12 protein-coding genes are annotated in these 11,382 nt (G+C 72.8%); 7 read left to right on the forward strand and 5 right to left on the reverse strand.

What is annotated here, in order from left to right:
- The 4 genes from EAD96_RS24795 to EAD96_RS24810 all read right to left on the reverse strand — a co-directional run.
- A partial coding sequence (locus tag EAD96_RS24795) for an aldo/keto reductase (RefSeq protein ID WP_147457930.1) occupies nt 1-944 on the reverse strand: 944 nt, incomplete at its 3' end.
- 63 nt (nt 945-1,007) lie between these two features.
- The gene (sepH, locus tag EAD96_RS24800; protein ID WP_121685965.1) at nt 1,008-2,096 is read right to left on the reverse strand and encodes a septation protein SepH; all 1,089 of its coding nucleotides are present in this window, start codon (nt 2,094-2,096) and stop codon (nt 1,008-1,010) included.
- A gap of 191 nt (nt 2,097-2,287) precedes the next feature.
- Nucleotides 2,288-3,415: a phosphoserine transaminase gene (gene serC / locus EAD96_RS24805; protein WP_121685966.1), complete on the reverse strand. Its 1,128-nt coding sequence runs from the start codon at nt 3,413-3,415 to the stop codon at nt 2,288-2,290.
- 249 nt (nt 3,416-3,664) lie between these two features.
- Nucleotides 3,665-4,771 (reverse strand): citrate synthase 2, encoded by a 1,107-nt coding sequence (locus tag EAD96_RS24810; RefSeq protein WP_013283721.1) that lies wholly within the window; start codon nt 4,769-4,771, stop codon nt 3,665-3,667.
- A gap of 273 nt (nt 4,772-5,044) precedes the next feature.
- On the opposite strand from EAD96_RS24810, the gene pdxH reads away from it, so the two are divergent.
- The 7 genes from pdxH to EAD96_RS24845 all read left to right on the forward strand — a co-directional run bounded on the left by pdxH (nt 5,045) and on the right by EAD96_RS24845 (nt 10,954).
- Complete coding sequence (pdxH, locus tag EAD96_RS24815) at nt 5,045-5,674, forward strand: pyridoxamine 5'-phosphate oxidase (protein ID WP_199733289.1); 630 nt, start codon at nt 5,045-5,047, stop codon at nt 5,672-5,674.
- Nucleotides 5,671-6,963: an MFS transporter gene (locus tag EAD96_RS24820; RefSeq protein ID WP_121685968.1), complete on the forward strand. Its 1,293-nt coding sequence runs from the start codon at nt 5,671-5,673 to the stop codon at nt 6,961-6,963. The genes pdxH and EAD96_RS24820 overlap by 4 nt, the downstream gene beginning before the upstream one ends.
- Before the next feature lie 16 nt (nt 6,964-6,979).
- On the forward strand, nt 6,980-7,906 hold the full coding sequence (locus EAD96_RS24825) for an aldose 1-epimerase family protein (protein WP_121685969.1): 927 nt from the start codon (nt 6,980-6,982) through the stop codon (nt 7,904-7,906).
- A 2-nt stretch (nt 7,907-7,908) separates the two neighbouring features.
- Nucleotides 7,909-8,511, forward strand: coding sequence for a nitroreductase family protein (locus EAD96_RS24830; RefSeq protein ID WP_121685970.1), 603 nt, complete (start codon nt 7,909-7,911; stop codon nt 8,509-8,511).
- Nucleotides 8,512-8,564: 53 nt separating this feature from the next.
- Nucleotides 8,565-8,870 (forward strand): type II toxin-antitoxin system VapB family antitoxin, encoded by a 306-nt coding sequence (locus EAD96_RS24835; RefSeq protein WP_013283726.1) that lies wholly within the window; start codon nt 8,565-8,567, stop codon nt 8,868-8,870.
- Between the two features lie 31 nt (nt 8,871-8,901).
- A complete protein-coding gene (locus EAD96_RS24840) occupies nt 8,902-10,062 on the forward strand; it encodes an acyl-CoA dehydrogenase family protein (protein WP_091414735.1) in 1,161 nt (386 codons plus the stop codon).
- Nucleotides 10,063-10,177: 115 nt separating this feature from the next.
- Nucleotides 10,178-10,954, forward strand: a complete 777-nt coding sequence (locus EAD96_RS24845; protein WP_121685971.1) for a DUF4230 domain-containing protein — start codon at nt 10,178-10,180, stop codon at nt 10,952-10,954.
- Nucleotides 10,955-11,036: 82 nt separating this feature from the next.
- Here EAD96_RS24845 and EAD96_RS24850 read toward each other — a convergent pair whose 3' ends face one another.
- Nucleotides 11,037-11,240, reverse strand: coding sequence for a PspC domain-containing protein (locus EAD96_RS24850; protein ID WP_013473752.1), 204 nt, complete (start codon nt 11,238-11,240; stop codon nt 11,037-11,039).
- Between the last annotated feature and the right edge of the window lie 142 nt (nt 11,241-11,382).

The following is an 11,382-nucleotide window of genomic DNA, read 5'->3' on the forward strand; positions in this document are numbered from 1 at the left end:
GGCGGGAACAGCTCGTCGAGGCGGGTGAGGGTGGGCTCGTCCAGGTGGACGTCGAGGGCACCCAGGTTGCGGTCGAGTTGGTCCATGGTGCGGGGGCCGACGATCGGGGCGGTCACGCCCGGCCGGGACAGCAGCCAGGCCAGCGCCACGTCGGCCGGGTCGTGGCCGAGGTCGGCACAGAGCTTCTCGTACGCCTCGATGGTGTTCCGGTGCTCGGCCAGCGCGTCGGCCGAACGGCCGGTGGTGCCGCGCGCCGCGCTGCCCTCGGCCATCTTGCGGATGATGCCGGAGAGTAGCCCGCCGTGCAGCGGCGACCAGGGGATGATGCCCAGCCCGTAGTGCTGGGCGGCCGGGACGACCTCCAGTTCGACGTGGCGGGTCAGCAGGTTGTAGATCGACTGCTCGGAGACGAGGCCGAGGAAGTTGCGCTGTCCGGCGGCGGCCTGTGCCTGGGCGATGTGCCAGCCGGCGAAGTTGGACGAGCCGACGTAGATCACCTTGCCCTGGGCGACGAGCGTCTCCATCGCCTGCCAGATCTCGTCCCACGGCGTGGTCCGGGAGATGTGGTGCATCTGGTAGAGGTCGATCGTGTCGGTCTGCAGCCGGCGCAGCGAGTCTTCGCAGGCCCGGATGATGTGCCGGGCGCTCAGGCCCTGCTCGTTGGGCCACTCGCCCATCTTGCCGTACACCTTGGTGGCGAGGACGACCTTGTCGCGGCGCCCGCCGCCCTGCGCGAACCAGCGGCCGACGATGTGCTCGGTGACGCCCTCACCGAGCTTCCAGCCGTAGACGTTCGCGGTGTCGAAGAAGTTGATCCCGTGTTCGAGCGCCCGGTCCATGATGGCGAAGCTGTCCGGCTCGTCGGTCTGCGGACCGAAGTTCATCGTGCCGAGGCAGAGACGGCTCACGGACAGACCGGTGCGTCCCAGGTTCGTGTACTCCATGCCTCCACCCTGGCACGCCGGCACTTCGAGTGCCTTGCCGACGAGCCAGGGTGGAGCGATGGATCAGGATGATTCGCGGGCCGCCGGGCCGGTGCCGAACAGCACGTCGTCCCAGCTCGGCAGCCGCTTGCGCGGCTTGCCACCGGCGTCGGTGGACTCGGCGGACGCACCGCCGGTCGCCGCAGCGGGGCCGGTGCGACGGGGCCGCAGCACTGCGAGCGAGGGTACGGCGGGGATCTCCTTCGGCGCGTCCGAGTCGTCGTCGAAGGCCGAACCCTGCCCACCACCGAGCAGCGCGGCGGCACCACCGGCGACGGCCCGCTGACGGGGCGCCTCCTGCCCGGCCAGCGCGGCCGGGGAGCGGGTGTCGAGACCCCGCCCGGACGTGCCGCCGAGCGGCCGGTCCAGCGAGGCGAGCAGCGCGTCCCGGCCGGCGCGGATCGGGTCACGCCCCGGACGGGCGTGGTCGGAGGCGGCCGGCAGGCCGTGCCCACCCCGGCTCGGCTCACCGCGCGACGGGCCGGGCAGCGCGTGGCCGCCCCGCTCCGGCGCCGGCTCCTGGCCGAGGATCGGCGTGGGCCGCTCGGCGCACAGGTATTGCGCCATGTCGTCGTGCGGGGCGACGTTCTGCCGGGTCTTGTCCAGATCCCACACCGCCTGCGCGGTGGCCTTGCCGGACGGCCAGGTCGCGATGATCCGCCAGGTGCCGTCGTCGCGGCGGTAGGCGTCCCACGAGATCTTCTCGGTGTCGATGCCGTGCTGGGCCAGCCGGCCGTTGACGACCTCGGCCAGCGGGGTCGGCTTCTCCGCGCCCTTGAGCCGGGTGCGGCGGGCGTGCTGGGCGAGCATGGCCCGCTCCTGGAGCACCGGGCCGGCGTAGCGCAGCACCCGGTCGACCGGCACACCGGCGATGCGGGCGACGTCCTCCGCGGACTCGCCGGACCGGATCCGGGCCTGGATGTCCCGTGGGGACAGCGACGGCGTCGGGTCGGTGGCGCTCGGCACCACCGCGAGCGGCGGGGCGCCCGGCTCGGCGTGCAGCGCCGACGCGATCCGCTCGTCGATGGGCAGCGCCAGCAGGCGCCCCACCTCGTCGGCGAGCACCAGGGCCTGGCCGTCCTCGGAGAGGGCGACGAAGCGTACTGGGCGCATGGGCTTGCCTCCGTCCCGCTTCGCTGGCCGTCACGCCACGGGAGCCGGCCACCCGGGCGTCTCGCACCACCGTACGCTCATCTACCCGCCGATGGGGACTGCGACACCCCGGCATGTCGTGACTGAGCTGCGGTAATGATCACGGTGGGTGGCCGCCGGAGCCCCGACGGCCACGCACCGTGACCAAGTGATCAGAGTCGCTCGACCACGTAGTCGATGGACGCGGTGAGCGCCTCGACGTCGGCCGGCTCGACGGCCGGGAACAGCGCCACCCGAAGCTGGTTGCGGCCCAGCTTGCGGTACGGCTCGGTGTCGACGATGCCGTTGGCGCGCAGCGCCTTGGCGATCGCCGTCGCGTCCACCCCGTCGGCGAAGTCGACGGTGGCGACCACGTTGGACCGCAGCGCCGGGTCCGACACGAACGGCGTGGCGAACGACGAGCGCTCGGCCCAGCCGTACACGATGCCGGCGCTCTCGGCGGTGCGCTTGGCCGCCCAGGCCAGCCCGCCCTGGGAGTTCATCCAGTCGGTCTGCTCCGCGGCCAGGAAGATGGTCGCCAGCGCCGGGGTGTTGTACGTCTGCTCCAGCCGCGAGTTGTCGATCGCGGTGACCAGGTCGAGGAAGGCCGGGATGTAGCGGCCCGACTCCTTGACCTCGGTGGCCCGGGCCAGCGCGGCCGGCGACATCAGGGCCAGCCACAGCCCGCCGTCGGAGCCGAAGCACTTCTGCGGGGCGAAGTAGTAGACGTCGGTCTGGGCGACGTCCACGTCCAGCCCGCCCGCGCCGGAGGTGGCGTCGACCAGCAGCAGCGAGCCCTCGTCGGCGCCCGCGACCCGGCTGATCGGCACCGCGACACCGGTGGAGGTCTCGTTGTGCGGGGTGGCGTAGACGTCCACGCCGGCCTCGGCCACCAGCGCCGGGGCGCTGCCCGCGTCGGACTTACGGACGGTCGGCTCACCCAGGAACGGCGCATCCTTGACCGACTTGGCGAACTTGGCGCCGAACTCGCCGAAGCTGGCGAACTGGGCCCGGTCGCGGATCAGGCCGAACGTCGCGACCTCCCAGAACGCGGTGGTGCCGCCGTTGCCGAGCACCACCTCGTACCCCTCGGGGAGGGAGAAGAACTCGGCCAGGCCGCGGCGCAGCCGGGCCACCTGGTCGCGGACCGTCTTCTGCCGGTGCGACGTGCCCAGGTAGCTGGTGGCGACGTCGGAGAGGGCGGAGACCGCGGCCGGACGGACCTTGGACGGGCCGCAGCCGAATCGTCCGTCGGCGGGCCTGATCTCGTCGGGAATCCGGATGGTCGGTGCGTCAGCCACGGTCTTGAAGATCCTTCCGCATGGGCGAGAGGTGAGCTGGCAGGGCGCGGACGATGTCCTGCCGCGTGGCGGCGGGCGTCCGAGCCCGTTCCGGCGACACTGCCACGGCCATCCTCGCACCTGCCCGGGCACGTCCGGCGGGCTGTCCCACCCCGGTCGGTGAGGCGTCCGCCACACGCGCGGCGTGCCGGTCCCGGAGATGCCGGAGCCCCACTCCACCGGCTGGGGAACGGGGCTCCGGGCGAGACGTCAGACGCCGTGCGGGATGGCGTCCCAGCCCTCGACCTGCTGCGGCTTGCGCGGGCCGTGACCGACGTACGTGGCCGACGGCCGGACCAGCCGCTGGAGCTTCTTCTGCTCCAGGATGTGCGCCGACCAGCCGCCCATCCGGGCGCAGGTGAACATCGAGGTGAACATGTGCGCCGGCACCTCGGCGAAGTCCAGCACCACGGCCGACCAGAACTCGACGTTGGTGGCGAGGACGCGGTCCGGGCGGCGGGCCTGGAGCTCGGCCAGCGCGGCCTTCTCCAGCGCCTCGGCGACCTCGAAGCGGGGCGCGCCCAGCTCCTTGGCGGTACGCCGCAGCACGCGTGCGCGCGGGTCCTCGGCCCGGTAGACCCGGTGGCCGAAGCCCATCAGGCGCTCGCCGCGGTCCAGGACGCCCTTGACGTACCCGTCGGCGTCGCCGCTGCGCTCGACCGCCTCCAGCATGCTGAGCACCCGGGACGGGGCGCCGCCGTGCAGCGGGCCGGAGAGCGCGCCGATGCCGGAGGAGATGCAGGCCGCGGCGTCCGCGCCGGTGGAGGCGACGATCCGGGCGGTGAAGGTGGAGGCGTTCAGGCCGTGCTCGGCGGCCGAGATGAAGTACGCGTCGACGGCCTTGACGTGCCGCGGGTCGGGCTCACCCCGCCAGCGCTTCATGAACCGCTCGACGATGGTCTCCGCCTTGTCGATCTCCTTCTGCGGCACGGCCGGCAGGCCCAGGCCGCGTGCCGACTGGGCGACGAAGGACAGCGCGGTGACCGACACCCGGGCCAGGTCCTCGCGGGCCTGCTCGTCGGAGATGTCGAGAAGCTGGTTGAGCCCCCAGTACGGGGCCAGCATGGCGACCGCGGACTGCACGTCGACGCGGATGTCACCGGAGTGCACCGGCACCGGGAACGGCTCGGCCGGCGGCAGGCCCGGGCCGAACCGGCCGTCCACCAGCAGCGCCCAGACGTTGCCGAACGAGACCTGGCCGATCAGGTCCTCGATGTCCACGCCCCGGTAGCGCAGTGATCCCCCCGCGCGGTCGGGTTCGGCGATCTCGGTCTCGAAGGCTACGACGCCCTCCAGGCCCGGTTTGAAATCGGACATGTCGTCTCCTGGCTTCGGCTCGGCGCGCCCGGGCGGGCTGATCGAGCCCCGCAGCTCAGGCGACCCTTCAGGGATGTGGTTCGGAACATCTTGCCCGGTGGGTAACGCGCTGCGCGACCCACAGCCACTGTGCGCCACGCGACATCCCCGCCGGTGGACGCCCGTTCGGGAAGGAGAAGACTGGGTACCGGGGCCTGGCCAGCGTCGGGGGACGCCGGCACGCCCGGGAGAGGGACTACCACAGTGACAGGCGACACACCCGCCCCGGCCGGCATGCGTAACGAGTACGCGGCCGACCTGGGCCTGACCGAGACGGACCTGGCGCCGGACTGGCACACCCAGTTCGCCCGCTGGTTCGCCGACGCGGTGGCCCATCCGCTGCCGGAGCCGAACGCGATGGTGCTCGGCACCGCCGACGCCGAGGGCCGGCCCAGCGGGCGCACCGTGCTGCTCAAGGGGTACGGCCCGGAGGGCTTCGTCTTCTACACCAACCACGGTTCGCGCAAGGGCACCGAGGTGACCGGGAACCCGTGGGCCAGCCTGGTGTTCCCCTGGTTCCCGATGCAGCGGCAGGTGATCGTGACCGGCCGGGTCGAGCAGGTGGACCGCGCCGAGACCGAGGCGTACTTCGCCGGCCGGCCGCGCGGCTCGCAGCTCGGGGCGTGGGCCAGCGCCCAGTCGACGGTGGTGCCGGACCGGGCCGCGCTCGACGCGGCGTACCGGGCGGCGGCCGAGCGGTTCGCCGACGTCGACCCGATCCCCGCGCCGCCGTACTGGGGCGGGTTCCGGGTCCGGCCGGAGACCGTCGAGTTCTGGCAGGGCCGGGCCAGCCGGCTGCACGACCGGCTGCGCTTCCGGCGTACCGGGGACGGGGTCTTCGTCGTCGAGCGGCTCGCACCGTGACCGACGTCACATCGGCCCGGCGGCGGGGCGCGAGCCGCTGGGCGATCGACCTGCGCCCGCTGCGGGTGCCCGCGTACCGGCGGGTCTGGACCGGCAACGCGATCGCCATGTTCGGCTTCCAGTTCACCGCCGTGGCGGTGCCGGTGGAGATGTTCGACCTGACCGGCGGCTCGCTCTGGGTCGGCCTGCTGGGCATCGCCGGCTTCGTACCGTTGCTGGTGTTCGGGCTGTGGGGCGGCGCGGTCGCCGACGCCCGGGACCGCCGCCGGGTGCTGCTCGTCGGCGGCTGCGTGCTCTGGGCCTCGACGCTCGGGCTGCTCGTGCAGTCGCTGGCCGGCGCGCGCAGCCCGCTGCTGCTCCTGCTGCTGGTCGCCCTCCAGTCGACGGCCTTCGCGATCACCTCGCCGGCCCGGAGCGCGATCCTGCCCCGGCTCGTGCCGGCCGAGCTGGTCCCGGCGGCCACCACGCTGAACTTCACCACGTTCACCGCCGCCGCCGTCTTCGGCCCGCTCGCCGCCGGTCTGATCTTCGCCGCGTGGCAGGTCGGGGTGGCGCTGCCCATCGCGTACGCGGCGGACGCGCTGCTGTTCACCGCGTCGCTCTGGGCCACGCTGCGCCTGCCCGCGATGCCGCCGTCGCCGGACCCGGACGGCGGCGTGCGCAAGGCCGGGTTCGCCAGCATCGTCGACGGCTTCCGCTATCTGGCGACCACGCGGGTGCTGCTGCTCTCCTTCGCCATCGACCTGATCGCGATGATCCTGGCCATGCCGCGGGCGCTGTTCCCGGAGCTGGCGCAGGAACGCTTCGGCGGTGCCTCGGCGGTGGGCTGGCTCTACAGCTCCATCGCCATCGGCGCGATGCTCGGCGGCCTGACCTCGGGGTGGATCGGCCGGGTCCGCCGCCAGGGCCTCGCGCTCACCGTGGCGGTGGTCGGCTGGGGCGTGGCGATCGCGCTCGCCGGGCTGGCCGGGCAGTTGTGGGTCGCAGTGGTGCTGCTGGGCGTCGCCGGTGCCGCCGACCTGGTCAGCGCCACGCTGCGCCAGTCGATGCTGCTGGTCTACGCGCCGGACCGGATGCGTGGGCGTCTCCAGGGGGTGAACACGGTGGTGGTGGCCGGCGGCCCGCGCCTGGGCGATCTGCGCGCCGGTGCGATGGCCGCCGGTTTCGGCACCGGCTTCGCCATGGTCGGTGGCGGCCTGGCTGCCGCCGTGCTCGCGGTGGTGCTGGTGGTGGCGTTCCCGGCGCTGTTGCGCTATCGCTCGACCACCCCCGCCGAGGAGCGCCGCTGACGGTAGGGTCGCCGACATGGGGATCGACGTGCAGCCACCGTCCGGTACACAGTGGACCATCGCGGCCGACGGCCACGAGGCCGTCGTGGTCGAGGTGGGCGGCGGGCTGCGGGCCTACCGCTACGACGGGGTGGACCACCTCGACGGGTACGCCGAGGACGAGGTCTGCCCCGGTTCGGCCGGGCAGGTGCTGGCGCCGTGGCCGAACCGCATCCGGGACGGCGTCTACACGGTCGGGGAGCGGTCGTTGCAGCTCGACCTCACCGAGCCGGAGCGGCACAACGCCCTGCACGGCCTGGTGAACTGGGTGCGGTGGCAGCCGATCGAGCAGTCGGCGGACAGCGTGACCATCGGCTACGACCTGCCGCCGAGCCCCGGCTACCCGTGGGCGCTGCGGCTGCGGGCCCGGTGGAGCGTCGGCCCGGACGGCCTGCGGGCCGAGCACGAGGCGACGAACCTGTCCGACGAGCCCGCGCCGTTCGGCTTCTCCGTCCACCCCTATCTGCAACTGCCGAAGGTCGGCGTGGACGAGCTGCGGCTGCACCTGCCGGCCCGGCGCCGGGTGCTGGTGGACAGCCGCCTGCTGCCGGTCGCCGCCGCGGAGGTGACCGGCTCCGAGTTCGACTTCACCAGCCCGCGCCCGATCGGCGACCTGGTCCTCGACACCGCGTTCGGTGACGTCGAGCGGGACGCCGACGGCGGCTCGGCGGTGGTGCTCAGCGCGCCGGACGGCTCGTCCGGGCTGCGGATCTGGGCGGACCGCGAGTTCGGCTGGTGGCAGGTGTTCACCGGCGACACGCTCGGCGGGGAACGGCACCGCCGGTCCGTGGCGGTGGAGCCGATGACCTGCCCGCCCGACGCGTTCCGCTCCGGCAAGGATCTGATCATGCTGGAGCCGGGGCAGACCTGGCGGGGCGCCTGGGGCGTCCGCCCGGAGGTCTGAGCGTGGAGTTCGCCGAGGTCGTCCGGCGCCGCCGGATGGTGCGCAACTACGACCCCGACCGGCCGGTGCCGCCGGAGGTGGTGGACCGGCTGCTGGACCACGCCGTCCGGGCCCCGTCGGCCGGGTTCTCGCAGGGCTGGGGCTTCCTGGTGCTGGAGGAACCCGAGGACCGGGAACGGTTCTGGGCCGCGACCACACCGGGTGGCGGTGGCCGGGAACGCTGGCTGTCCGGGATGCGCCGGGCGCCGCTGATCGTGGTGCCGCACGCCAACCGTGACGCCTACCTGGACCGCTACGCCGAGGCGGACAAGGGCTGGTCGGACCGCGCCGAGGAGCGCTGGCCGGTGCCCTACTGGTACGTGGACACCGGTTTCGCGGCGCTGCTGATGCTGCTCACCGCCGTGGACGAAGGACTGGGCGCCTGCTTCTTCGGCATTCCGCCGCAGCGCATCGGGGCGTACCGGGAGGCGTTCGGGGTACCGCCGGAACTGCACCCGATCGGTGCGATCACAGTCGGTTATCGAGACGTCGACCACCGGTCACCGTCGCTGCGCCGCGGGCGGCGTCCGGTGCAGGATGTGGTGCGGCGGGGACGGTGGACCTGAGCGGTTAGGCTGACATCCACATTGTCAGCCTGGCCTGGGGAGGAGAGCACGCCGTGATCTTCAGGGCGGTCCGGGACGGGCGTCCCTACCCGGAGCACAACCTCACGCTGAAGCAGTGGGCCGAGATTCCGCCGCGCCCGCTGCGGCTTGACCAGCTCATCACCACCAAGCGCGAACTCGCGCTGGACAAGCTGCTCGCGGAGGACTCCACCTTCTACGGCGACCTCTTCCCGCACGTCGTCCAGTGGAACGGCGGCCTCTACCTGGAGGACGGCCTGCACCGGGCGCTGCGCGCGGCGCTCCAGCAGCGCAACCAGATCCACGCGCGGGTGCTCGTGCTCGGCGACCAGGGCGAGTGACGCCTCCCTGAGGCTTGGTTAAGGTGACGCCATGACTCCTCTCGACCTGCTCGACATCGACGCGTCGCTCAGCGAGGAGGAGCGGCAGATCCGCGCCGTCGTGCGCCGGCTCGTGACCGACCGGGTACGCCCGCACGTCGCCGGATGGTACGAGGACGGCCAGGTGCCGGCCCGTGAACTGGCCCGCGAGTTCGGCAAGCTCGGCCTGCTCGGCATGCACCTGACCGGCTACGGCTGCGCCGGCTCCTCGGCCGTCGCGTACGGGCTGGCCTGCCTGGAACTGGAGGCCGGCGACTCCGGCGTCCGGTCGCTGGTGTCGGTGCAGGGCTCGCTGGCCATGTACGCCATCTGGCGCTTCGGCAGCGAGGAGCAGAAGCAGCGCTGGCTGCCCGCGATGGCGGCCGGCGAGGCGATCGGCTGTTTCGGGCTCACCGAACCCGACCACGGCTCCGATCCCGGGTCGATGGCCACCCGGGCCCGCCGCGACGGCGACGACTGGATCCTCAACGGCAGCAAACTGTGGATCACCAACGCGCCGATCGCCGATGTGGGCGTGATCTGGGCGCGTACCGACGAAGGGGTGCGCGGCTTCGCCGTACCCATGGACACGCCGGGGGTGACGGCGCGCGAGATCCGGCACAAGATGTCGCTGCGCGCGTCCCTGACCGGCGAGATCGCGCTCGACGACGTCCGGCTGCCGGCTGATGCGCGACTGCCCGAGGCGATCGGGCTGAAGGCGCCGCTGGGGTGCCTGACCGAGGCCCGGCACGGCATCGTCTGGGGCGCGCTCGGCGCGGCCCGCGACTGCCTGGAGACGGCCCTGGAGTACGCGACCACCCGCACTCAGTTCGGCCGCCCGCTCGCCGGTTTCCAGCTCACCCAGGCCAAGCTCGCCGACATGGCGGTGGAGTGGAACAAGGGGATGCTGCTCGCGCTGCACCTGGGCCGCCTCGCCGACGCCGGCTCGCTGCGGCCCCACCAGGTGAGCGTGGGCAAGCTGAACAACGTCCGCGAGGCCCTCGCCATCGCCCGGCAGTGCCGCACGATCCTCGGCGCCAACGGCGTCTCGGGGGAGTACCCGGTGATGCGGCACGCCAACAACCTGGAGAGCGTGCTCACGTACGAGGGCACCTCCGAGATCCACCAGCTCGTCATCGGCCAGCGGCTCACGGGCGTGTCCGCGTTCGCCTGACCTGCGGTTTCACCCGATCGGGTCGCTCGGCGAGCGACTGTCGCACGGTGGCCGTACCGTCATTGTCAGTCGATGTGTCGGACGAGGACTCTGTCGGACGAGGACGGTGAGGGCGATGGCCCGCGACGGTGACATCAACGAGCCCACCCGGGAGTTCCCGGACTACCCCACCAGCGAGTCCCTTCGCGACCGGGCGGAGGGCTCGCCCGACCACGACCGCGAGTACGCCCCGGGCGCCCCGGCGTCGGGCGGCGGCCCGGTGCGCGGCCTGCTCTGGGTGCTCGGCGCGGCGGCGCTGGCGGTGGTGGTACTGCTCGGCGTGCAGGCCACCGGTCTGCTGCCCGACTTCCGCAACCCGTTCGCCAAGGAGCAGACCGACCGCAGCCAGCCGCCGTTGCTCAAGTCGATCCGTGACCTGAGCCGCTACGTCGCCGCCGAGGGCAACTTCCAGGTCGTGGTCGACGTGCAGAACGACAGGCGCAACGTGCCCGACTTCCTGCTCAACGAGCGCACGCTGTTCGTCGGGGCGGGCCGCGTCGAGGCGTACGTCGACTTCGCGAAGATCGCCGACGGTGCCGTCGTGGTCTCCGAGGACGGCAAGTCCGCCGAGATCAAGCTGCCCGCGCCGCAGCTCGGCGAGACCGACCTGGACATGGACAAGAGCTACGTGTTCGCCGAGCAGCGCGGCCTGATCAACCGGCTCAACGACCTGGTGGCCGGCGATCCCAACCGGCAGCAGCAGATCTACAAGCTCGCCGAGGACCGGATCACCGCCGCCGCCCGGGACAGCGGGCTCACCGCCCGGGCCGAGGAGAACACCCGCAAGATGCTCGAAGGGCTGCTGCGCTCCCTCGGGTACGAGAAGGTGACTGTCACCTACACCGCGCCCTGACCTCTCCGTACGCCCGCGCGCCCGCCCCGATGGTCCGGGGCGGGCGCGTCGCGTGTGTGCCGGTGTCCCGGCTCGTGTCGCGTCAGCGGGTGGCGAGGTAGCGGTCCTCGTTCGGCATCAGGATCCACAGGATCAGGTAGATGATCACCTGCGTGCCGGGCAGCAGCAGCGACAGCAGGAACAGCAGCCGGACCATCCCGGCCGACATGCCGAACCGCTGCCCCAGGCCGGCGCAGACACCGGCGATCATGCGCCCCTGGCGGGGCCGGACCAGTTTGCGACTCATCGTCGTCTCCCACTTCTGCGGCGATCCGCCGCGCTGATTCCACGGTAGAAAGGGGTACGCGCCGCGCCCTCAGCCCCGAGGAGGATCGGCGACCCGGGCACCCGTAGGTGCATACCCCGGACCCTCCCCACCAACGCACCCC

It is taken from the genome of Micromonospora sp. BL1 (assembly GCF_003667485.1).
Lineage (GTDB): Bacteria > Actinomycetota > Actinomycetes > Mycobacteriales > Micromonosporaceae > Micromonospora > Micromonospora tulbaghiae.